Origin of the sequence: Streptomyces sp. NBC_00005 (assembly GCF_045160215.1) — a bacterium.
Lineage (GTDB): Bacteria > Actinomycetota > Actinomycetes > Streptomycetales > Streptomycetaceae > Streptomyces.
Genome location: NZ_CP108316.1, coordinates 7,135,517 through 7,157,735, shown reverse-complemented (window position 1 = coordinate 7,157,735; position 22,219 = coordinate 7,135,517). Strand labels below are relative to the sequence as shown.

The 22,219-nt window shown below is 71.5% G+C and carries 17 protein-coding genes; 4 read left to right on the top strand and 13 right to left on the bottom strand.

The window, feature by feature from the left end:
* Positions 1 to 198 precede the first annotated feature (198 nt).
* The gene (locus tag OG303_RS32785; protein ID WP_405872947.1) at positions 199 to 1,500 is read left to right on the top strand and encodes an MFS transporter; all 1,302 of its coding nucleotides are present in this window, start codon (positions 199 to 201) and stop codon (positions 1,498 to 1,500) included.
* On the opposite strand, the gene OG303_RS32780 is transcribed toward OG303_RS32785, so the two are convergent.
* The 10 genes from OG303_RS32780 to hrcA form a co-directional block, all read right to left on the bottom strand.
* Positions 1,497 to 2,498 (bottom strand): adenosine deaminase, encoded by a 1,002-nt coding sequence (locus tag OG303_RS32780; RefSeq protein WP_405872945.1) that lies wholly within the window; start codon positions 2,496 to 2,498, stop codon positions 1,497 to 1,499. The two genes, OG303_RS32785 and OG303_RS32780, sit on opposite strands and share 4 nt — an antisense overlap.
* Before the next feature lie 20 nt (positions 2,499 to 2,518).
* Entirely contained in the window at positions 2,519 to 3,424 is a 906-nt protein-coding gene (locus tag OG303_RS32775; protein ID WP_405872944.1) for a ribonuclease Z, read from the bottom strand.
* A gap of 6 nt (positions 3,425 to 3,430) precedes the next feature.
* The gene (locus OG303_RS32770; RefSeq protein WP_405872942.1) at positions 3,431 to 3,784 is read right to left on the bottom strand and encodes a histidine triad nucleotide-binding protein; all 354 of its coding nucleotides are present in this window, start codon (positions 3,782 to 3,784) and stop codon (positions 3,431 to 3,433) included.
* 65 nt (positions 3,785 to 3,849) lie between these two features.
* Positions 3,850 to 7,038, bottom strand: a complete 3,189-nt coding sequence (locus OG303_RS32765) for a S41 family peptidase (RefSeq protein ID WP_405872941.1) — start codon at positions 7,036 to 7,038, stop codon at positions 3,850 to 3,852.
* Positions 7,039 to 7,084: 46 nt separating this feature from the next.
* Positions 7,085 to 7,651, bottom strand: a complete 567-nt coding sequence (locus tag OG303_RS32760) for a hypothetical protein (protein WP_405872939.1) — start codon at positions 7,649 to 7,651, stop codon at positions 7,085 to 7,087.
* Between the two features lie 81 nt (positions 7,652 to 7,732).
* Complete coding sequence (locus tag OG303_RS32755; protein ID WP_405872938.1) at positions 7,733 to 8,125, bottom strand: VOC family protein; 393 nt, start codon at positions 8,123 to 8,125, stop codon at positions 7,733 to 7,735.
* A gap of 19 nt (positions 8,126 to 8,144) precedes the next feature.
* Positions 8,145 to 8,897, bottom strand: a complete 753-nt coding sequence (locus OG303_RS32750) for a 16S rRNA (uracil(1498)-N(3))-methyltransferase (RefSeq protein ID WP_405872937.1) — start codon at positions 8,895 to 8,897, stop codon at positions 8,145 to 8,147.
* Positions 8,894 to 9,970: a nitronate monooxygenase gene (locus OG303_RS32745; RefSeq protein WP_405872936.1), complete on the bottom strand. Its 1,077-nt coding sequence runs from the start codon at positions 9,968 to 9,970 to the stop codon at positions 8,894 to 8,896. The genes OG303_RS32750 and OG303_RS32745 overlap by 4 nt, the downstream gene beginning before the upstream one ends.
* A 282-nt stretch (positions 9,971 to 10,252) precedes the next feature.
* Positions 10,253 to 11,389: a molecular chaperone DnaJ gene (gene dnaJ / locus OG303_RS32740; RefSeq protein ID WP_405872935.1), complete on the bottom strand. Its 1,137-nt coding sequence runs from the start codon at positions 11,387 to 11,389 to the stop codon at positions 10,253 to 10,255.
* Positions 11,390 to 12,406: a heat-inducible transcriptional repressor HrcA gene (gene hrcA / locus OG303_RS32735; RefSeq protein WP_405872934.1), complete on the bottom strand. Its 1,017-nt coding sequence runs from the start codon at positions 12,404 to 12,406 to the stop codon at positions 11,390 to 11,392. It lies immediately after the preceding gene.
* A gap of 162 nt (positions 12,407 to 12,568) precedes the next feature.
* On the opposite strand from hrcA, the gene OG303_RS32730 reads away from it, so the two are divergent.
* Together OG303_RS32730 and OG303_RS32725 are read left to right on the top strand one after the other, a co-directional pair.
* Positions 12,569 to 13,297, top strand: a complete 729-nt coding sequence (locus OG303_RS32730) for an MBL fold metallo-hydrolase (RefSeq protein WP_405872933.1) — start codon at positions 12,569 to 12,571, stop codon at positions 13,295 to 13,297.
* Between the two features lie 34 nt (positions 13,298 to 13,331).
* A complete protein-coding gene (locus OG303_RS32725) occupies positions 13,332 to 14,144 on the top strand; it encodes a DUF3097 domain-containing protein (RefSeq protein ID WP_405872932.1) in 813 nt (270 codons plus the stop codon).
* On the opposite strand, the gene OG303_RS32720 is transcribed toward OG303_RS32725, so the two are convergent.
* The 3 genes from OG303_RS32720 to OG303_RS32710 all read right to left on the bottom strand — a co-directional run bounded on the left by OG303_RS32720 (position 14,122) and on the right by OG303_RS32710 (position 17,967).
* A complete protein-coding gene (locus OG303_RS32720) occupies positions 14,122 to 14,673 on the bottom strand; it encodes a Uma2 family endonuclease (RefSeq protein WP_405872930.1) in 552 nt (183 codons plus the stop codon). The genes OG303_RS32725 and OG303_RS32720 overlap by 23 nt on opposite strands.
* 68 nt (positions 14,674 to 14,741) lie before the next feature.
* Positions 14,742 to 15,974, bottom strand: a complete 1,233-nt coding sequence (hemW, locus tag OG303_RS32715; protein ID WP_405872928.1) for a radical SAM family heme chaperone HemW — start codon at positions 15,972 to 15,974, stop codon at positions 14,742 to 14,744.
* Between the two features lie 31 nt (positions 15,975 to 16,005).
* Positions 16,006 to 17,967: a SpoIIE family protein phosphatase gene (locus tag OG303_RS32710; RefSeq protein ID WP_405877608.1), complete on the bottom strand. Its 1,962-nt coding sequence runs from the start codon at positions 17,965 to 17,967 to the stop codon at positions 16,006 to 16,008.
* A 102-nt stretch (positions 17,968 to 18,069) separates the two neighbouring features.
* Between OG303_RS32710 and OG303_RS32705 the strand changes: the two genes are divergently transcribed.
* Entirely contained in the window at positions 18,070 to 22,218 is a 4,149-nt protein-coding gene (locus tag OG303_RS32705) for a HAMP domain-containing protein (RefSeq protein ID WP_405872927.1), read from the top strand.
* Position 22,219: the final 1 nt, after the last annotated feature.

The window sequence follows — 22,219 nt, the reverse complement described above, 5'->3', positions numbered from 1 at the left end:
CCCGCAGATCCACGGCTGTTGGGGCGCTCGTCTACCCGACCCCATCCACCCCAAACACAACGTGCGCCACATCACACCCCCCGGGCTTCTTTCTCGAACCGCGTGCTTGATACAACTTGCTCGCGCGTTCCTGTCCGTCGACGGTCGTCGCCCAATCCCCTTCTTGAGCCGCTTCTTTCGCATGCCCTGGGAACGCCCGTGTTCGCCCCTCGCACCAACCCCTGGCCTCTCGTCGCCCTTTTCGCGGCCGGGTACCTCGCTCCGTATCTGCTGCCGACCACCGTCGGACGGCTCGACTCGGGGCTTGAGCTGTCCGCCACCGAGGCGGGCGCCATCGGCAGTGCGTTGCTGTTGAGTTCGGCCGCGGCCGGCTTCCTGCTCGCCTCGCGCGTCGACCGCGTCGGCCCGCGCACCCTGGCCCGCATCGGCCTCGCCCTGGCCGTCGTCGGCTACGGCGGCGCGGCGCTCACCAGCACCGTCTGGGCCGTCGTCGCGGGCGCGCTGATCGGCGGTTTCGGGTCCGGTACGGCGACCACGGTCGCGGCCACCGGGATCGCCGCCATGGGGGTCCACCCGCGCGAGGGTGTCCGAGCGTGGGGGAGGGACCCGCACCGGACGACCACGGTCGGCCTGCTCGGCGTCTCCGCGCTCGCGGGCGCCGTGTATCTGACGGTCCCCCACCTGGGCGCGGGCCACGGGCAGCCGCTCGCCGCCATCGCGCTCACCTCACTCGCCGTGTGGCCGGCCACCGGCCGCCTCTCGGTGCGTACGGCGGTCTCGCACAGCCACCTCGGCGGCACCCGCCTCCCCCACCTCCGCTCCGGTCTGGTCCTCGCCGCCGTGATGCTCTGCTGGTCCCTCGCGCAGAACGCGCTGTGGGGCGTCAGCGGCCGCATCGGGCTGGCCCAGGCGCATCTGACGGAGGCCACCGTCGGGGTGGTCTTCGCGGTGGCGCTCGGTGTCGCGCTGCTCGGGGTCGTCGGCGCGGGCGCGGTCGGGCCGCGGCTCGGCCTTGCGCTGCCCATCGGGGCAGGCACCGTGCTGATCGCCGGCTGCATCGTGCTCAGCGCGTCCGCGACCGACCTGACGTCCTTCGCGACCGGCGAGATCGCCTGGAACCTGCTCTACCCGATCGTGCTGTCGTACGTGATCGGGCTGGCGGCTTCCCTTGATCCGCGCGGGCGTTGGGCGGTGCTCGTCGGGTCGGCGTCCTCGCTGGGGACGGCGGCCGGACCGCTGACCGGGAGCCTGCTGGCGGCGCGGGCGGGGTTTCCCGTCATGGGCGCGGTGCTGGCCGTAGGACTGCTCGTGATCGCGGTGCCGCTGACCGCGGTGGCGCTGGGCACTTCAGCCCGTCCGGGGGTACCCCCTCTGGGGGAGTTCGAGGACGAGGCCGTTCGGGCCGAAGCGGGGGTCTGGGGACAGCAGCCCCCGGCAACGCCCGCAGCCGCAACACCTGCAACTGCGTCGCCCGCACCGGACTTCACCACCGCCGCCTAGAACTCGTACGCCTCCACCTCGGCGAGATACCGCGACCGCCGCTCCTCGTCGTCCTCCAGGAAGGACGCGAGGAAGGAGTTGCGGGCCAGTTCGCGCAGGCGGTCCTCGGTCAGGCCGAGCGTCGAGCGCACCGCGTCGAAGTTGTCGCCCGCGTAGCCGCCGAAGTAGGCGGGGTCGTCGGAGTTGACCGTGCAGAGCAGGCCGGCGTCGAGCATCGCGGGCAGCGGGTGGTCGGCCAGCGTGTCGACCGTGCGCAGGCGGACGTTCGACAGCGGGCAGAGGGTGAGCGGGATGCGGTCGCGGACCAGGCGGGCGACCAGCGCCGCGTCCTCCATGCACCGCAGCCCGTGGTCCACGCGCTCGACGCCGAGCACGTCCAGGGCCTCGGTGATGTACTCCGGCGGCCCCTCCTCGCCCGCGTGCGCGACGCGCCGCAGCCCCAGCCCGGCGGCGGCCTCGTACACCTCGCGGAACTTCACCGGCGGGTGCCCGACCTCGGCCGAGTCGAGGCCGACACCGGTGATCCGGTCCAGGTACGGCTTCGCGGCCTCCAGGGTCGCGAGGGCCGACTCTGCGGACTCGTCGCGCAGGAAGCAGAGGATGAGCCTGGTGGAGACGCCGTGGTTCGCCTCGCTGCTCCCCAGCGCGCGCCACAGCCCCTCCACCACCGTGCCCATGTCCACGCCGCGCGCGAGATGCGCCTGCGGGTCGAAGAAGATCTCCGCGTGCCGTACGCCCTGCGCGGCGGCGCGGGCGAGGTAGGCGTTCGCGAGGTCCTCGAAGTCCCGCTCGGTGCGCAGGACGGCCATGAGCCCGTAGTACAGGTTCAGGAAGGACTGGAGGTCCTCGAAGTCGTACGCCTTGCGGAGCTCGTCCGTGTCGGCGTACGGCAGCTCGACGCCGTTGCGGGCGGCCAGCTCGAAAGCCAGCTCCGGCTCCAGGGTGCCTTCGATGTGGAGGTGCAGTTCTGCTTTGGGAATGGAATTGCGGGTGGACATCGCAGCATCGTACGGGGGGTTTATCGCCGTTTCGGAACCGGGACCCGTAGAAGATCGTGCGCCACCGTCAGCTCGCCCTCGAACCCGGCCGCCCGTGCCTGCCGTTCGAACTCGTCGGAATCCGAGTAGCGCTGGCTGAAGTGCGTGAGCACCAGATGCCGTACGCCCGCGTCTCGCGCCACCGTCGCCGCCTGCCCGGCGGTCAGGTGGCCGTGCTCGACCGCGAGGCCGGTGTCCTCGTCGAGGAACGTGGACTCGATGACGAGCATGTCGCAGCCGTCCGCGAGGGCGTACACGCCGTCGCACAGCCGGGTGTCCATGACGAACGCGAACCGCTGGCCGCGGCGCACCTCGCTGACGTCCTCCAGGGACACGCCGCCGACCACGCCCTCCCGCTGGATGCGGCCGACGTCCGGGCCCTTGATGCCGTGCGCGGCGAGCCGGTCGGGCAGCATGCGGCGGCCGTCCGGTTCGATCAGCCGGTAGCCGTAGGACTCGACGGGGTGCGAGAGCTTGCGGGCGTCGAGGGTGTACGAGGCGGCGGTGGCCAGGGGACCATCCGTGTCGACCGGGGCCTCGGTGAGCTGGACCGTCTCCCGGTAGGCCGTCGCGTACCGCAGGCGGTCGAAGAAGCGTTGCCCGGAGCGCGGGTAGTGCGCGGTGATCTCGTGCGGGACCCGGTCCAGGTTGATGCGCTGGATGACGCCCGCGAGACCCAGCGAGTGGTCGCCGTGGAAGTGGGTGACGCAGATCCGGTTCAGGTCGTGCGCGGCGACCCCGGCGCGCAGCATCTGGCGCTGCGTGCCCTCGCCGGGGTCGAAGAGGACGCCCTCGCCGTCCCAGCGCAGCAGGTAGCCGTTGTGGTTGCGGTGCCGGGTCGGGACCTGGCTGGCGGTGCCGAGGACCACCAATTCACGTACGGACACGGCGAGTTACCCGGGGGGCCACTGGAGGCCACGGCCGCCGAGGACGTGCGCATGGGCGTGGAAGACGGTCTGGCCTGCGCCGGCGCCCGTGTTGAAGACGGTGCGGTAGCTCTCCAGCTTCTCCTCGTCGGCGACCGACTGGGCCTCGCACAGGATGTCCGCGGCGAGGGCCGGTTCGGCGGCGGCGAGGGCCGCGGCGTTCTTGTAGTGCGCCTTGGGGATCACCAGGATGTGGGTGGGCGCCTGGGGGTTGATGTCCCGGAAGGCGATGGTGGTTTCCGTTTCACGGACGATCGTCGCCGGGACATGGCCCGCGACGATCTTGCAGAACAGGCAGTCGTCCTGCGGCTCCCCTGGCATGCGCTCTCCTCAAGCCGGTTGACCGATCATGCTGATCGAGTACGGGGGCATCGTATCGAGGGGCGTCAGTCCAGGCTCGGTGGTGTCTTGGCGGGAGTCTCCTCCAGGGCGGCGAGCGCGATCCGTACGGCCTCGTCCAGCTGGGCGTCCCGGCCCGCGCCGTAGTCCTGCGGGCGCTGCACCACCTCCACGTCCGGATCGACCCCGCGGTTCTCGACCCCCCAGCCGTAACCCTCCAGCCAGATCGCGTACTTGGGCTGGGTGATCAGGGTGCCGTCGACCAGGTGGTAACGGCTGTCGATGCCGATGACGCCGCCCCAGGTGCGGGTGCCGACCACCGGGCCGATGCCGAGTGCCTTGATGGCCGCGTTGACGATGTCGCCGTCGGAGCCGGACCACTCGTTGGCCACGGCGACGACGGGGCCGCGCGGGGCGTCCTCGGGGTAGCTGTAGGGCCGCATACCGCGCGGCAGGCCCCAGCCGACGATCCTGCGGGCCAGCTTCTCGACGACCAGTTGGGAGGTGTGCCCGCCGGCGTTCTCGCGGACGTCCACGACGAGGCCCTCCCTGGCCACCTCGACGCGCAGGTCGCGGTGGATCTGGGCCCAGCCGGGCGCCTGCATGTCGGGGACGTGGAGGTAGCCGAGCCGGCCGCCGGACTTCTCGTGGACGTAGGCACGGCGGTCGGCGACCCAGGCGTGGTAGCGCAGCGGCACCTCGTCGGCGATCGGCACGACGACCGTGTGCCGGACGTCGCCGCCGCCGGACGGGGAGACGGTCAGCTCGACCGGCTTGCCCGCCGTGCCGACCAGGAGGGGGGCGGGGCCGGTCACCGGGTCCACCGGGTGGCCGGCGACCGCCACGATCGCGTCGCCGGCGCGGATCGCGACGCCGGGTGCGGCGAGCGGGGACCGGGCCTCGGGGTCGGAGGTCTCCGCGGGCAGGACGCGGTCGACGCGCCAACTGCCGTCCTCGTGACGGGAGATGTCGGCGCCGAGGAGTCCCTGGCGCGGGCCGTTGCCGTGGCCGCCGCGCGGCTGGACGTACGCGTGCGAGGTGCCGAGCTCGCCCTGGACCTCCCACAGCAGGTCGACGAGGTCGCTGTGGGTGGCGATGCGGTCGAGGACGGGGCGGTAGCGGTCCAGGACGCCGTCCCAGTCGACGCCGCTCATGTCGGGGCGCCAGAAGTGGTCCCGCATGATGCGGCCCGTCTCCTCGTACATCTGCCGCCACTCGGCGGCCGGGTCGACGCTCTGGCGTACGCGGGTGAGGTCGACGGTGACGTTCGAGTCGCTGTCGTCGTCGCTCGAGGCGCGCCGGTCGCTGGGGACGACCTTGAGCCGGCCGTCGGTCCACAGCAGGACCCGCTTGCCGTCGCCGCTGACCTCGAACTCGTCGGCGTCGCCCGCGAGATGCTCGATGCGCTGCTGGACGAGGTCGTAGCGCTCCAGCTCGGTCTTGGGCTCGGGGGCGTCGGGGGTCGCGCGGGAGGCGCCGAGTTCGCCGCGCACCGGGTGGCGCAGCCACAGCACACCGTCCTTCGCCGCGCGCAGGGTGGTATAGCGGGCGGCCTCGACCGGGAAGGGCACGATGCGGTCGGCGAGCCCTTCGAGGTCGATACGGGTGGTGGGGGTGCCCTCGCTGTCGGGCGTCTCGTCCTTGTCCGGGGCGTCGAAGGGGCGTCCGTGCCGCTGCGGGCCGAAGGGCGAGGGCGTCGTCGCCGCCAGGGTGATCAGGTACGGGCGGGAGCCGACCACGAACGCCAGGTCGAAGACGTGCTCGTCGTAGACCGGGTCGAAGGCGCGGCTGGAGAGGAAGGCGAGGTGCTTGCCGTCGAGGGTGAAGGCGGGCGCGTAGTCCTGGAAGCGGAGCGGGGTGGCCTCGGTGACCGACAGGTCGGTGGTGTTGGCGAGCTTGAGCTGGCTGAGGGGGCGCGGGCCGGGGTGGGTCCAGGCGAGCCACGCCGAGTCGGGCGAGAACGCGAGCCCGGACACCTCGCCGTCCTCGCTGCGGTCCACCTCGCGCACCTCGCCCGACTCGCGCTCGACGAGCAGCAGCCGTCCGTCGTGCGAGGCGACCGCGGTGCGGCTGCCGTCGGGGGCCACGGCGAGCTCCAGGACGCGGCCGAGCTGTCCGGCGGCGAGCCGGCGCGGGGTCGCGCCGGGCGCGAGGCCGGTCGACGGCGCGAACTCCAGGGCGTCGTCGCCCTCGGCGTCCGTCACCCACACCACCCACTCCTCGCCCTCGGCGCGGAAGGTGCGCGGCAGCCGGGCCCGTACGCCGGGTTCGGCGGCCAGCGCGCGGGCCGGTCCTGAACGGTGGGTGACCCAGTGCACGGCGCCGCGCACACCGACCGCGCTGCCGCGAGCGGTGCGGTCGGGGGCAGCGGAGTCGAACCAGCGCCCGGCGTTCACCGGGAACGTCTGCAGGTCGACGCGCGGCCCGCCGAGCCGGAGGTCCAGGCGGCGCGGTTCGGCGCCGTCGAGGTCGTCGAGCAGCCACAGCTCACCGGCGGCCGCGTAGACGACGCGGGTGCCGTCGCCGGCGGCCTGCCGGGCGTAGAAGCCGTCCAGGGGCGTGTGCCGGCGCAGGTCGGAGCCGTCGGCGAGGGAGGAGTACAGCGCGCCGGTGCCCTCGTGGTCGGACAGGAACGCGATCCGCTCCCCCGCCCACACCGGGTACTCGATGTTCCCGTCCAGCCCTTCATGCAGCCGTACGAAGTCGCCGTCGCCCGCGCGGTCGATCCACAGCTTGCCCGCCGTGCCGCCCCGGTACCGCTTCCACCAGGCGGCCTCGGACTGCATGGGCGCGCTCAGCAGGACCGTGTGCGGGCCGTGGGCCACACCGCCCACGGGGCCGTACGGCAGGGTCGTGGCCGGTCCGCCGTCGAGCGGGACGGCGCGCGCCCAGGTCCTGCGTGAGCTCGCCTGGCCCTGGGAACTGGTCACCAGGACCTGCCCGTCCGGGGTCCAGCCGCGCACCCGGGCGCCCCAGCTCCCCCAGTACGTCAGGCGTTTCGACCGTCCGCCGTCGACCGGAGCGACATGCACCTCGGGGGCGCCGTCGCGGGTGGAGGTCCAGGCGACGGTGGTGCCGTCGGGTGAGATGCGGGGCTGGGACACCGGCACGTTGTCGGCGCTCACCCGCCGCGCCCAGCCGCCGTCGAGAGGCGCGAGCCATACGTCGTCCTCGGCGACGAAGGCCACCAATTCGCCGTGCACGTGCGGGAACCGGAGATACGCGGGCTGAGTCACCTGATCACTTTAGGCAAAGTGGGGCAGGCACGGACAGAGGTTTGGATCACTTGCCCTCGACGGGCCGGCACTGCGGGTCGCCCTTGCACCAGATGGTCCTGGTGACGGTCACGGTGACGGTGGGGCCGGGCTGCTGCCCGTTGCCGTTGCTCGGGTTGTTGACGATGGGCGACGGGGTCGCGTTGCAGTTGCCGAGCCCGGTGACGTGGAACCACTGCTTGCCGCCCACCTTGGCGGTGAGGTCGCCGCGTACGCAGGCGCCGTCGACGGCCCGGGTGACCTTGCCGGTGACGGTGATCTCCCGCCCGTCCTTGGTCTGCCCCTGGCAGTCGACGTTGGCGATGGTGGTCTCGCTCGCCGAGGGCGTCGACTTGCCGGGCGTGGAGACCTTGTTGTTCCCGTAGTTGGCGGTACAGCTGAGCCACTGCACGTCGACCTTCTGCCGCTTCAGCTCCTTGGTCGCGGTCTGGTCGGTCGTGTACGCCACGGACGCGGAGTTCAGCCCGCCGGGATCACACGCGACGGCTCCACCGACGGCCAGCACAGCGAACACCACCGCGGCCGCCGCCCGCCGTCCCCGCGGCCGCCGCCAAATGCGCCTCAACGCCCCCATGGACGGCAGCCTGCCACCGAGTCCGCTTCCGCGGTAGAGCGCATACGGTCACGAAAGCGCCCGCCGCGCACCCCTGAGTGATCAGCCGCGCAGCAGCAACCACTCCTGCAGTTCCACCACGTTGCCCTCCGGGTCCTTGAGGTGCGCCACCCGCATGCGGTCCGTCATGGGGGACGGGCCGTGGACGAGGGTGGCGCCCCGGGTGGCGATCTGTTCGCAGTAGGTGTCGAGGTCGTCGACCCGGAGAACCACCAGGGAGCGGTGGCCCGTTGCCGTGTCGCCCAGCTCGTTCAGGACCTCGGCCATCATCGAACGGTCCTGGAGGGCGATGCCCGCCGAACCGGTGGCCGCGCTGAACTTCTCGTACGGTCCCTCGGCCGCGCCCGACTGCGGCTTGAGGCCGAGGACCTCGGCGTAGAAGCGGTAGCAGGCGGCGAAGTCGGTGACGAGGAGGCGGACTTGGGCGAGTTCCACGGTGTTCCCCCTGTGAGGTTCAGGACCAGCGGCCGGTGCGGCCCAGGAGCAGGGCGGTCGCCGCGGTACCGGCGGTCGACGTACGCAGCACGCTACGCCCGAGCCGGTACGCCTTCGCGCCCGCCTCCTCGAAGAGCGCCAACTCGTCCTGGGAGACGCCCCCCTCGGGGCCGACGACCAGCACGATCTCGCCCTCGGCGGGCAGTTCGGCGGTGGCCAGCGGTTCGCTGCCGTAGTCGCGGTCCTCGTGCAGTACGGCGGCGAAGTCGGCTTTGGCGAGAAGTGCGGCAACCTGCTTGGTCGTTGCCGCGTCCGCGACCTCCGGGAAGCGCAGCCGACGGGACTGCTTGCCGGCCTCGCGGGCCGTGGCACGCCACTTGGCGAGGGCCTTCAGGCCCCGGTCGCCCTTCCACTGGGTGATGCAGCGGGCCGCCGACCAGGGAACGATCGCGTCGACGCCGGTCTCGGTCATCGTCTCGACGGCCAGCTCGCCGCGGTCGCCCTTGGGGAGGGCCTGGACGACGGTGATACGGGGCGCCGGTTCGGGCTCGAAGGGGAACTCGGAGGGCTCGACGAACAGGCGGTCCTTGCCCTCCGTGCGGACGACCGCACCGGCGGCGCCGCGGCCCAGACCGTCGGTCAGCACCACGTCCTCGCCGGGCTGCAGCCGCCGTACGGACACCGCGTGCCGCCCCTCGGCGCCGTCCAGTTCGACGATCGCCCCGGCGCCCACGCCCGCCAGGGACTCGACGACGAACACCGGCGCGGTCATCGCAGATCGCCCTTGCCCGACAACGCTGTCTTGGCGGCGTCGAGTTCGGCGGCGAGGACCTCCACCAGCCGCCCGGCGGGAAGTTCGCGGGCCATGCGGTGACCCTGCCCCGCCCACAGCGCCATGCCCTGCGCGTCGCCGGACGCGGCGGCCTGCTTGCGCAGGGGCGAGGTGAGGTGGTGGACCTCCGGGTAGGCGGCGGGGGCGTACGGGCCGTGCTCGCGCAGGAAGCGGTTGACCAGGCCGCGGGCCGGGCGGCCGGAGAACGCGCGCGTCAACTCCGTACGGACGAACAGGGGGTTGGTCAGCGCCTGCTTGTGGACGGCGTTGGCACCGGACTCCGGCGTGGCGAGGAACGCCGTGCCGAGCTGCGCCGCGCTCGCGCCCGCCGCGAGCGCCGCGGCGATCTGGCCGCCGCGCATGATGCCGCCTGCGGCGACGATCGGGATGCTCACGGTCTCGCGGACCTGGGCGATGAGGGAGAGCAGGCCGATGCCGGTGCCGTCGTTCTCCGGGATGTCGCGGTGGGTGCCCTGGTGGCCGCCGGCCTCGATGCCCTGCGTGACGACCGCGTCGGCGCCGGACCGCTCCACGGCGAGGGCCTCCTCCGGGGTGGTCGCGGCGACCAGGGTGAACGTTCCGACGCGGTGCAGGGAGTCGATCACGTCGCGGCTCGGGACGCCGAAGTGGAAGGAGACCACCGGCACCGGGTTGTCGAGCAGCACGGCGAGCTTGGTGTCGTAGCCGTCGTCGCGGCCGCTGTCCGGGTCGCCGAGCTCGGTCTCGTACCAGGAGGCCTCGCCGGCCAGCTGGTGGGCGTAGATCTCGATCGCGCCGGGGTCCGCGTATTCGGGCTGCGGCATGAAGAGGTTCACGCCGAAGGGGCGGCTCGTGAGGCTCCGAAGCTGTTTGATCTCCTGGTACATGCCGTCGGCCGTCTTGTACCCGGCGGCGAGGAACCCGAGCCCGCCGGCCTCGGCCACGGCCGCGGCGAGATGCGGCACGGAGACGCCGCCCGCCATGGGGGCCTGCACGATCGGATGAGGGAAGAGATCGGTCAGTGCGGAGGACATGACGGCATGTTGTCACGTCCTCCGAACAAGTCCGAATCGGGTCTTCGGCAAGGCATAGGCCTACGGCACCTCTGGACGCCGGCCAGTATTTTCAGCCCGTCCGGCGTTTGAGGACGAGGCCGTTCAGGCCGAAGCGGGGGTCTGGGGGCGGCAGCCCCCAGCACCACCTCAGCGCCCGTTGAACGCATCCTTCAGCCGCGAGAACAGCCCTTGCTGCCCCGGCTGACTGTGTCTGCCCGGGGGACGACCCCCGGACCCCCGGCAGTCATCGCCCAGCTCGCGTCAGCGACCATTGAAGGCATCCTTCAGCCGCGAGAACAGCCCTTGCTGCCCCGGCTGGAACTGCCCTGTGGGCCGCTCCTCGCCCCGCAGCTTGGCCAGCTCGCGCAGCAGTCGCTCCTGCTCCGGGTCCAGCTTGTTCGGGGTCTGGACCTCGACGTGGACGATGAGGTCGCCGCGGCCGCCGCCGCGCAGATGCGTGACGCCGCGGCCGTGCAGCGGGATCGACTGGCCGGACTGGGTGCCGGGCCGGATGTCGATCTCCTCCATGCCGTCGAGCGTCTCCAGCGGGACCTTGGTGCCGAGGGATGCGGCGGTCATCGGGATGGTGACCGTGCAGTGCAGGTCGTCGCCGCGCCGCTGGAAGGTCGAGTGCGGCAGCTCGTGGATCTCGACGTAGAGGTCACCGGCGGGACCGCCGCCGGGGCCGACCTCGCCCTCGCCCGCGAGCTGGATGCGGGTGCCGTTGTCGACACCGGCCGGGATCTTGACCGTGAGGGTGCGACGGGACCGTACGCGACCGTCACCGGCGCACTCCGGGCACGGCGTGGGAACCACGGTGCCGAAGCCCTGGCACTGCGGGCACGGACGCGAGGTCATGACCTGGCCCAGGAAGGACCGCGTCACCTGCGACACCTCACCGCGACCGCGGCACATGTCACACGTCTGAGCGGTCGTGCCGGGCGCCGCGCCCTCACCGCTGCAGGTGGCGCAGACGATCGCCGTGTCGACCTGGATGTCCTTGGTCGTACCGAAGGCCGCCTCGTCGAGGTCGATCTCCAGCCGGATCATCGCGTCCTGGCCCCTGCGGGTGCGCGAGCGCGGCCCGCGCTGCGACGCCGTACCGAAGAACGCGTCCATGATGTCCGAGAAGTTCCCGAAGCCACCGGCGCCGAAGCCGCCCGCGCCTGCGCCGCCCGCCTGCGAGAGGGGGTCGCCGCCGAGGTCGTAGACCTGCTTCTTCTGCGGGTCCGACAGCACCTCGTAGGCGGCGTTGATCTCCTTGAACCGCTCCTGGGTCTTCGGATCCGGATTGACGTCCGGGTGCAGCTCGCGCGCGAGCCGCCGGAAGGCCTTCTTGATCTCTTCCTGCGACGCGTCGCGGCGCACGCCGAGAACGGCGTAGTAGTCCGTGGCCACTTAGGACTCCGCCAGGATCTGTCCGACGTACCGTGCCACTGCGCGTACCGCTCCCATCGTTCCCGGGTAATCCATGCGGGTCGGTCCGACCACGCCGAGCTTGGCGACTGCCTCGCCGCCCGAACCGTAACCGACCGACACCACAGAAGTGGAGTTGAGTCCCTCATAGGCGTTCTCGTGCCCGATGCGCACCGTCATGCCCGAATCCCCCGCCTCACCAAGCAACTTGAGGAGCACGACCTGCTCCTCCAGCGCCTCCAGGACGGGGCGGATGGTGAGGGGGAAGTCATGTCCGAAGCGGGTCAGATTGGCGGTGCCGCCGATCATCAGCCGCTCCTCGTTCTCCTCGACGAGTGTCTCCAGGAGAGTGGAGAGCACTGTCGAGACCGTACCCCGGTCCTCGAGGTCGAAGCCCTCGGGCAGGTCTTCCACGAGGAGGGGGACGTCCGAGAACCGCCGCCCCGCGACCCGGCTGTTGAGCCGCGCCCGCAGGTCGGCGAGCGAGGCCTCGCCGACCGGCGCCGGGCAGTCGACCATGCGCTGCTCGACCCGGCCGGTGTCCGTGATCAGCACGAGCATCACGCGCGCGGGGGCGAGCGAGAGCAGCTCCACGTGCCGCACGGTCGAGCGGGTCAGGGACGGGTACTGCACGACGGCGACCTGCCGTGTGAGCTGCGCGAGCAGCCGCACGGTACGCGCCACCACGTCGTCGAGATCGACGGCGCCGTCGAGGAAGTTCTGGATGGCCCGCCGCTCGGGCGCCGACATCGGCTTGACGCCGGCGAGCTTGTCGACGAACAGGCGGTACCCCTTGTCGGTCGGGATCCGCCCGGCGCTGGTGTGCGGCTGGGCGATGAACCCCTCGTCCTCCAGGGCGGCCATGTCGTTGCGGACCGTGGCCGGGGACACCCCGAGGTTGTGCCGCTCGGTCAGGGCCTTCGACCCCACCGGCTCCTCGGTGCCGACGTAGTCCTGGACGATGGCGCGCAGTACCTGAAGCCGTCGTTCACTCAGCATCGCGCACACCTCCAGAAGTCGTCCCCCAGGCCCGTCGCCTGGCACTCTGTCCGTCCGAGTGCCAGCGTTCCCCGGCCCAGTGTACGGCGGTGGGGTACGCCCCGGGCAAGGCCGGTCCCGCGACGTCGTGCTGTTCAAGGGTGTCACCGTTAGCGTCGCCGTATGAGGGTGACTTGGGAAGAGTTCGGGTGGGAGCGGGTCGCGGCCGGGGTCGGGCGCTGCCGGCTTCCCGGCTGGGACTGCACTGCGGGGCTGGTCGTCGGCGAGGGCGCGGCGCTGGTGATCGACGCGGGGTCGAGCCTCGCGGAGGGCGCTCGGTTGCGCACCGAGGCACAGGAGATCGCCGGGCACCGTGTGACCCATCTCGCGCTCACGCATCCGCACTTCGACCATGTCTTCGGGGCGGCGGCGTTCACGGGCGCGGAGGTGTACGGCCCGGTGGGGATGGACACGGTGTTCGGCGCCCGGCACGCGCGCGAGGAGCTGCGCGCCGACGCCGTGGGCAACGGTCTGGACGCGCGCGTGGCCGAGGAGGCGGTCGACGCGCTGGCGCCGCCCCGCCATCACGTGACCGGCGAGTGGACCCTCGACCTGGGCGCCGGGCGGCAGGTCCTGCTCGCGAACGTGGGCCCGGGCCACACCGCCCACGACCTCGTCGTCCTGGTCCCCGGCTCCCCGGAGGTCGTCTTCTGCGGCGACCTGGTCGAGGAATCCGGCGAGCCGCAGGCCGGCCCCGACGCCGTACCGTCGCACTGGCCGGCCGCCCTCGACCGGCTCCTGGACCTCGGCGGCGAGGACGCGCTGTACGTGCCCGGTCACGGAGCGGTGGTGGACGCGGGGTTCGTGCGGGCACAGCGGGACGAGCTGGCCGCGCGTTTCGGCGTGTCGTGACCGCCGCCCGGCGGCTTCTCCTATCGTCATCCGAATGCGCCAGTACTCCGCCGACCTGACCCCGCCGTGGAAGAAGCCCAAGCCCGTCCCGGAGGTCCCGGCCGAACCCGGTCTGGTGGTCGAGGAACCCGGCACCGGTTTCTGCGGCGCGGTGATCCGCTGCGAGGCGGGCACGGTGACCCTGGAGGACCGCTTCGGCAAGCACCGTGTCTTCCCGATGGAGCCGCGGGGCTTCCTCCTGGAGGGACGGGTGGTGACGCTCGTCCGCCCGTCCTCGTCCGCTCCGGCACGTCCCACCCGTACGGCATCCGGTTCGGTCGCCGTCCCGGGCGCACGCGCGCGCGTGGCCCGGGCCGGGCGCATCTACGTCGAGGGGCGGCACGACGCGGAGCTGGTCGAGCGGGTGTGGGGCGACGACCTGCGCATCGAGGGCGTGGTCGTGGAGTACCTGGAGGGCGTGGACGACCTGCCGTCGATCGTGGCCGAATTCGCACCGGGGCCGGACGCACGGCTGGGGGTCCTGGTGGACCACCTGGTGCCGGGGTCGAAGGAGTGGCGCATCGCGCAGGCGGTGACGAGCGAGCACGCCTTGGTCGTCGGCCACCCGTACATCGACATCTGGGAGGCGGTGAAGCCGTCGTCACTGGGGATCGCAGGCTGGCCGCGGGTGCCGCACGGGCAGGACTGGAAGACGGGGGTGTGCCGGGCGCTGGGGTGGCCGGAAAACACCGGGGCGGCCTGGCAGGGGATTCTGGGGCGGGTGCGGTCTTACAAGGACCTGGAGCCGGAGTTGCTGGGGCGGGTGGAGGAGTTGATCGACTTCGTCACGACGCCTGGACAGGCCTGAACTCGGCGGTATCGATGCCAGTGTCGAGCACGGGCAGGAGGAGCGTCTCCCCGTATCTCCAGCTGCGCTGACATCGGTAGTCGGCGCGCTCGCCGCTCCCGTACGGCTCGGTGAGTACGAGGCATTCAGCCGCTGCCGGATCGACGATCAGGTACAGCGGTACACCTGCCCCGGCATAGATCGATCGTTTGGTCACGTAGTCGCGGTGTGCACTGGCCGTGGACACGACCTCGGCGAGCATGGTGACCGCCTCGGCCGGTACGAGGCGGCCGGAGTCCGGCCCGGCACCCCGTTCGAGCACCACGATGTCCGGGACGGGCTCACTCGTCTCCCGGTGCATCTCGACGTACTGGCGCTGCAGCCGCTGCCAGCGGCTCCGCGGAACACCATCCTGGACGTCCGTCACCGTGCAGTTGTGCACCAGGTCCGGGGACCTCGTCATAACGACGTCCCCTCGCAAGAGCTCGGCCCTCACGCCCTCGGGGACGTCAAGCGTGCCGAAGAACTCGATCATCTGTCGGTCGTCCATGGCGGCACCCTAAGAACGGGACACACCCCCGCAAGGGCCCACCCGGGGCCAACCACCCCCACGGGTGATCAATCCACCAAGTCCCGCACCACCGCGTCCGCCAACAGCCGCCCCCGCAGCGTCAGCACCGCCCGCCCCTCCTCATACGGCCCGCCCTGCAGCAGTCCCTCCCCCAGCGCCCGCCGAGAAGCCGCCAGCCCCTCCTCCCGCAGCAAGGACAACGGCACCCCCTCCCGCAACCGCAGCTCCAGCAGGATCCGCTCCACCCGGCGGTCCTCCTCCGACAACAGCTCCCGGCCCGCCCCCGGCGACCTCCCCGCCGCCAACGCCCCCGCGTACGCGCCCGGATGCTTCACGTTCCACCAGCGCACCCCGCCCACGTGCGAGTGCGCCCCGGGCCCCGCGCCCCACCAGTCGGCGCCCCGCCAGTACAGCTCGTTGTGCAGGCAGCGGCCCGCCTCGGAGGTGGCCCAGTTCGAGACCTCGTACCAGTCGAAGCCCGCCGCCGACATCACCTCGTCCGCGATCAGGTAGCGGTCCGCGTGGACGTCGTCGTCCGTCATCGGGACCTCGCCGCGGCGGATACGACGAGCGAGCTGCGTGCCCTCCTCGACGATCAGGGCGTAGGCCGAGACGTGGTCGGGGCCCGCGCCGAGCGCCGCCTCCAGGGACGCCCGCCAGTCGTCGTCCGACTCCCCCGGGGTGCCGTAGATCAGGTCCAGGTTGACGTGCTCGAAGCCGGCCGCGCGGGCCTCCGCGACGCACGCCTCGGGGCGGCCCGGCGTGTGCGTGCGGTCCAGGACCTTCAGTACGTGCTGCTTCGCGCTCTGCATGCCGAAGGAGATCCGGTTGAAGCCGCCCTGCCGGAGCGTGGCCAGATACGCCGGGTCCACCGACTCCGGGTTCGCCTCCGTCGTGATCTCCGCGTCGGGCGCGAGAGAGAACTCGTCGCGGATCGCGTGCAGCATGCGTACGAGATCGTCCGCGGCCAGCAGGGTCGGCGTACCGCCGCCGACGAAGACCGTGCGGACCTGGCGCGGGTCGTCGCCCAGGACCTTACGGGCCAGGCGGACCTCGTCGATCAGGGTGTCCGCGTAGTTGTCCCGGGAGGCGAGGACACCGCCCGTGCCGCGCAGTTCGGTGGCCGTGTAGGTGTTGAAGTCGCAGTAGCCGCAGCGGGTCGCGCAGTACGGAACGTGCAGGTAGAAGCCGAGGGGGCGGTCGGCCGAACCGGCGAGCGCGGACGCGGGGAGCGCGCCGTCGTCGGGGACCGGCTCGCCGTCGGGGAGTGCGGAGGGCATGCCCTCCATTGTCCAGCACCCACGGAGATCCCTACTCCGCCTGCAGCACCAGCAGCGCCATGTCGTCCTCCGGCGGCCTCCCGCCGAACTCGTGCACCAGCCTCCGGATGCGCTCCGCGATCAGCTCGGCGCTCAGCCCCGCGCACCCGGTGAGGGCGGTCGAGAGCCCGTCGGCGTCGTCGAACATGCGGGAGCCGTCGCGGCGCTCGGTCACACCGTCCGTGACGCACAGGAGGCTGTCGCCGGGGCGCAGCTCGATGGTCTCGCTGACGTACGTCTCGTCCTCGATGACGCCGAGCAGGGTCTGCGGACGTGCGGCCGTACGGACGTCCCCGTCGGGGCCGAGGACCAGCGGGAGCGGGTGGCCGGCGGAGGCGAGGGTGCAGCGGATGCCGCCGTCGAAGGGGGCCAGTTCGCCGTAGAGGAGGGAGAGGAAGCGGGTCTGCGGGCCGTCGCCGGGGGCGGGCGGTCGCACCAGTGCCCGGGCGGCGGCGTCCGCGGCCTCCGTCGCGTCGTCCAGGAGGAGGCGGTTGAGGCGGTCCAGGACGTCGGCGACGCCGTAGCCCTCGCGCGCGAGGAGGCGCAGCCAGGGTCGGGCCAGGCCGATGACCACGGCGGCCTCGGGACCCTTGCCCTGGACGTCGCCGATGGCGAAGCACCAGCGGCCGTCGCCGGCCGGGAAGAGGTCGTAGAAGTCGCCGCTGGGGCCGCCCTTGTCGCACGGTTCGTAGACGAGGGCGCTGCGTACGCCGGGGATCTCGGCGACGGCGGCGGGCAGCAGGCCGCGCTGCAGGACCTGGCTGATGGTGGCCTGGCGGGCGTACTGGCGGGCCGCGCCGATGGCGAGGGCCACCCGGCGGCTGAGGTCCTCGACGAGGCCGGTGACCTCGTCGGGGAAGCGCAGCAGACCGGCGCGGCCGATGACGAGTGTGCCGAGCGGGCGGCCGCCCGCGATCAGGCGGTACGCGAGCGCCGTGCCGTGCTCGTCGCGCACGCCGAGGGCCTCGCCGGGCCAGGGGTGCGGAACGGGTCCGGACCTCAACGTCTCGGGCGGTGACGGCGGTTCCTTCTCCAGGGCCTGCCGCAGTTGCTCGATGCGGTTCTCGCTGCCGTGCCAGACGCGGGCGAGCCGGGGCCCGGTTCCCGAGGTGCTGTCGGCCGCCCAGCCGCCCTCGTTCTCGGCTCCGCCCGAGCGCGGGGAGCCCCAGCGCCCCATGACCTCGTCCTCCAGCCACACCGCGCACCAGTCGGCCAGCCGCGGCACGATCAGCTGTCCGGCCAGCGCGGCGACCAGGTTCTCGTCGAGCTGCCCGGCCAGCAGGTCGGAGGCCTCGGCGAGGAACGACAGGGCGCCCCGGTGGAGCCAGTCCCGGTCGCGCTCGGCGCGCTGGGGGTCGGGCGCGAGTATCTCGGCGGCGCGCAGGCCGCGTTCCAGGGCGTACCGGCCGGCGTACGCCTCGGTCTCGCCGCGGACCGTGTTCCGCTCGGCGGGCAGCCGGGCCCACACGGTCTTGACGCCCCTGCGGAACGTCACGCCCCAGGACTCGGCGAGCGTGGAGACGAGGCGCAGTCCGCGGCCGTACTCCGGTGTCTCGTACGGCACTTCGGCGTCCGGGTCGCGGGGCGCGCGGGAGGGGTGGTGGTCGGAGACCTCCAGGACGAGCGCTCGGTCCCCCTCCTCCAGGCGGCACTCCACCTCGACCTCGGTGCCCGCGTGCACGACGGCGTTGGTGACGAGTTCGCTGACGACCAGCACGGCGTCGTCGGCGAGGCGGGCGGTGAGGTGTTCGGCGCCGGGAACGCGGGCCTCGGCCCAGTCGGAGACCGCGGACCGCACGAGCGCGCGGGCGGAACCCGGTGCGAGGGGGCTGCCGGGCAGCGTCGTGTACGTCCGCGCACACCGGTCCGTGCTTCCGTGTGCGGTCGTGTGCGGATGCGCAGGCGCATCGCAGGCACAGGAAGCGGTCTCCCGTTGCGTCGGAATGGCCCCCATGTCCAGCTCCCCGAGCAGTTCGGACGAATACGCCTCAGTCAATGCGGACAGAGTGACAGACTGGCCACGCCCATAAGCGCCGAGTTACCGAAGTGGGCCGCCATGAGTGAGAACAGTGCTACGCGTGTGCTCGAAGACGGACAAAAACCGGAACAAGTCCGAGCATCGGAGCTACGCCCGCTGCTCGCCGCGATGACCGCCGCCCGGGACGGCGACTTCACGAAGGTTCCGGAGACGGGCCACGGGGTGGTGGCCGAGATGACCGCCGTCTTCAACCAGATCATGGACCGCAGCACGCACTTCAATGCAGAAGCACAGCGCGTGAAGCGGGAGTTGGTGCGGCACGGACGACTCGACGAACGGGTCTCGGCCAGCCCGGGACAGGGCGCCTGGACCTCCCGGGTCAACGACGTGAACCAGATCCTGGACGCCTTGGTGGCCCCGGCGGCCAATGCGACGCGCGTACTGGACGCGGTGGCCGGCGGCGATCTGACCCAGCGGGTCGACCTGCACGACGGCAGCCGGCAGTTGCGAGGTGATCTGCGGCGGCTGGGCCGCGCCGTGAACAAGATGGTCGACCAGCTGTCGCTGTTCACGGGCGAGGTGACCCGGGTCGCGCGCGAGGTGGGCACGGAGGGGCGGCTCGGCGGACGGGCCAAGGTGACGGGCCTTTCCGGCAGTTGGCGGGACGTGACCGAGGCCGTCAACACGATGGCGTCCCGGCTGACCGCCCAGGTGCGGGACATCGCACTGGTGACGACGGCGGTGGCCCGCGGTGACCTGACCCGTACGGTCACGGTCGAGGCGACCGGCGAGCTGCTCGAACTGAAACTGACCGTCAACACGATGGTGGACCAGTTGTCCGCCTTCGCGGACGAGGTGACCAGGGTCGCCCGCGAGGTCGGCACCGAGGGCCAGTTGGGCGGCCGTGCCCAGGTGCGCGGTGTCAGCGGGGTCTGGAAGGACCTGACCGACAACGTCAACTTCATGGCCTCGAACCTGACTTCACAGGTGCGGAACATCGCCCAGGTGACCACGGCCGTCGCCAACGGCGACCTGAGCCAGAAGATCACGGTCGACGCACAGGGCGAGATCCTGGAGCTGAAGTCGACTATCAACACGATGGTGGACCAGCTGTCCGCCTTCGCGGACGAAGTGACCAGGGTCGCCCGCGAGGTCGGCACGGAAGGAAACCTCGGCGGCCGGGCCCAGGTGCGAGGGGTCTCCGGGGTCTGGAAGGACCTCACCGACAACGTCAACTTCATGGCGGACAACCTGACTTCGCAGGTCCGCAACATCGCGCTCGTCTCGACCGCCGTGGCACAGGGCGACCTCGGCAAGAAGATCACGGTCGAGGCGAAGGGCGAGATCCTGGAGCTGAAGTCCACGATCAACACGATGGTGGACCAGCTGTCCGCCTTCGCGGACGAAGTGACCAGGGTCGCCCGCGAGGTCGGCACCGAGGGAAACCTCGGCGGCCAGGCACAGGTGCGGGGCGTGTCGGGCGTCTGGAAGGACCTGACCGACAACGTCAACTTCATGGCACTGAACCTGACTTCGCAGGTGCGGAACATCGCCCAGGTGACGACCGCCGTGGCCAACGGCGACCTGTCCAAGAAGATCACCGTCGACGCGCGCGGCGAGATCCTGGAGCTGAAGGACACCGTCAACACGATGGTGGAGCAGCTGCGCGCGTTCGCCGACGAGGTGACCCGCGTGGCCCGCGAGGTCGGCACCGACGGACGGCTCGGCGGCCGGGCCCAGGTGCTGGGTGTCTCCGGTGTGTGGCGGGACCTGACCGACAACGTCAACTACATGGCGGACAACCTCACTTCGCAGGTGCGGAACATCGCCCAGGTGACCACGGCCGTCGCCAACGGCGACCTCTCCAAGAAGATCGACGTCGACGCGCGCGGCGAGATCCTGGAGCTGAAGACCGCCATCAACACGATGGTCGACACGCTGTCCTCCTTCTCCTCCGAGGTCACGCGAGTGGCCCGCGAGGTCGGCTCCGAGGGTCAACTCGGCGGCCAGGCAAGGGTCGAGGGCGTGTACGGCACCTGGAAGCGCCTGACGACGAACGTGAACGAACTCGCGTCGAACCTGACCACCCAGGTCCGCGCGATCGCCGAGGTCGCCTCCGCGGTGGCCCAGGGCGACATGTCCCGCTCCATCAGCGTGGAGACCCAGGGCGAGGTCGCCGAGCTGAAGGACAACATCAACCTGATGGTGGCCAACCTCCGCGAGACCACCCGCGCCAAGGACTGGCTGGAGTCCAACCTGGCCCGGCTGGCCGCGCTGATGCAGGGCCACCGCGACCTGATGGAGGTCGCCGACCTGCTGCTGCGCGAGCTGACACCGCTGGTGAACGCCCAGTACGGCGCGTTCTTCCTGGCCGACCCGGGCGAGGACAGCGCCTCGCTGCGCACCACCGTGCCCACCAAGGGGCTCGCGTTCATCGCCGGGTACGGCTCGGCCCAGGGTGCGACCGTCGAGACCGGCGGCCTCCCCGTGCACGGCCTGGTCCGGCAGGCGGCCCGCGAGAAGAAGCGGATCCTCGTCGAGGAGGCCCCGCCGGACTACATCAAGATCAACAGCGGGCTCGGCGAGGCGGCGCCCACGAGCGTCGTCATCATCCCGATCCTCTTCGAGGACAAGCTCCTCGGCGTGATCGAGCTGGCCTCCTTCTCCCGCTTCTCCGACGTGCACCTGGCGTTCTTCGACCAGTTCGTCAACACCATCGCCGTCGCCATCAACACGATCATCGCCAACTCCCGTACGGAGTCCCTGCTCGGCGAGTCCCAGCGCCTCGCCATGCAGCTGCAGGAACGCTCCGACGAACTCCAGAAGCAACAGGCGGAGTTGCAGCGCTCCAACGCCGAACTGGAAGAGAAGGCAGCCCTGTTGGCGACCTCCTCCCAGTACAAGTCGGAGTTCCTGGCGAACATGTCGCACGAGCTGCGCACCCCGCTCAACTCCCTGCTGATCCTGGCGAGGCTGCTCTCCGACAACCCGGACGGCCATCTCTCCGACCAGGAGGTGCAGTTCGCGACGACCATCCACCGCTCGGGCTCCGACCTCCTCCAGCTGATCAACGACATCCTGGACCTGTCGAAGATCGAGGCCGGCCGGATGGACGTACGCCCGAAGAAGCTGCCGCTCATCAAACTCCTCGACTACGTCCACGCCACCTTCCGCCCCCTCACCCTCGACCGGGGGCTCGCCTTCGAGGTGTCGGTCGGCGAGGACGTGCCGCGTGAGATGTACTCGGACGAACAGCGACTCCAGCAGATCCTGCGCAACCTCCTGTCCAACGCGATCAAGTTCACCGCGACCGGCCGGGTCGAACTCTGCGTGAACCGGATCAAGGACCCCGAGCACCCCCAGGTCCACGACAGCGTCGACGTGATCGCCTTCGCCGTCACCGACACCGGTATCGGCATCGCCACCGAGAAACTCCCGGTGATCTTCGAGGCGTTCCAGCAGGCCGACGGCACCACCAACCGCAAGTACGGCGGCACGGGCCTCGGTCTGTCCATCAGCCGGGAGATCGCCGGCCTGCTCGGCGGCCGTATCGTCGCCGAGAGCGAGCCCGGCAAGGGGTCCACGTTCACGCTGTACGTCCCCGTGGTCAGCCCCGGCCACCTCGCGACCGGGCCGACCACCGAGGACCGTCAGCTGCCGATGCCGGAGCAGCTGTCGACCGAGCCGTTCACCGCCGCGCACGATGTGGACGACTCCTGGCCGGCCCCCACCAAACTGGAGGCGTGGAAGACCGGCCGGGCGGGTCAAGTGCTGCCCGGGCGACGGGTGTTGATCGTCGACGACGACATCCGCAACGTCTTCGCCCTCACCCATGTCCTCGGCCGCGTCGGCATGCCGGTCCTGTACGCGGAGAACGGCCGCGAGGGCATCGAGACCCTGGAGCGCAACCCGGACGTCGAACTCGTCCTGATGGACATCATGATGCCGGAGATGGACGGGTACGAGACCATCGCCGCCATCCGCCGCACCCCCCGCTGGACCGGACTGCCGATCGTCGCCCTGACCGCGAAGGCGATGCCCGGAGACCGCGAGAAGTCCATCGCGCGGGGTGCGAACGACTACGTACCGAAGCCGGTGGACGTCGACCAGCTGCTGACGGTCGTCTGCACACTCCTCGATCCGGAGTGCGTGGACGAGACCACCGACACCGCTGCCCCGGAGCCGGGTACGACCGAGGAAGCGGCGATCCCGCCGAATACCGAATGAG

Excerpts from the sequence above, each read along its gene's own strand:
- OG303_RS32780 (WP_405872945.1), bottom strand. The coding sequence starts at position 2,498 with ATGTCCACCCGCAATTCCATTCCCAAAGCAGAACTGCACCTCCACATC.
- OG303_RS32770 (WP_405872942.1), bottom strand. The coding sequence starts at position 3,784 with ATGCCAGGGGAGCCGCAGGACGACTGCCTGTTCTGCAAGATCGTCGCG.
- OG303_RS32760 (WP_405872939.1), bottom strand. The coding sequence starts at position 7,651 with ATGGGGGCGTTGAGGCGCATTTGGCGGCGGCCGCGGGGACGGCGGGCG.
- OG303_RS32750 (WP_405872937.1), bottom strand. The coding sequence starts at position 8,897 with ATGACCGCGCCGGTGTTCGTCGTCGAGTCCCTGGCGGGCGTGGGCGCC.
- OG303_RS32745 (WP_405872936.1), bottom strand. The coding sequence starts at position 9,970 with ATGTCCTCCGCACTGACCGATCTCTTCCCTCATCCGATCGTGCAGGCC.
- hrcA (WP_405872934.1), bottom strand. The coding sequence starts at position 12,406 with ATGCTGAGTGAACGACGGCTTCAGGTACTGCGCGCCATCGTCCAGGAC.
- OG303_RS32730 (WP_405872933.1), top strand. The coding sequence starts at position 12,569 with ATGAGGGTGACTTGGGAAGAGTTCGGGTGGGAGCGGGTCGCGGCCGGG.
- OG303_RS32725 (WP_405872932.1), top strand. The coding sequence starts at position 13,332 with ATGCGCCAGTACTCCGCCGACCTGACCCCGCCGTGGAAGAAGCCCAAG.
- OG303_RS32720 (WP_405872930.1), bottom strand. The coding sequence starts at position 14,673 with ATGGACGACCGACAGATGATCGAGTTCTTCGGCACGCTTGACGTCCCC.
- hemW (WP_405872928.1), bottom strand. The coding sequence starts at position 15,974 with ATGCCCTCCGCACTCCCCGACGGCGAGCCGGTCCCCGACGACGGCGCG.
- OG303_RS32710 (WP_405877608.1), bottom strand. The coding sequence starts at position 17,967 with ATGGGGGCCATTCCGACGCAACGGGAGACCGCTTCCTGTGCCTGCGAT.
- OG303_RS32705 (WP_405872927.1), top strand. The coding sequence starts at position 18,070 with ATGAGTGAGAACAGTGCTACGCGTGTGCTCGAAGACGGACAAAAACCG.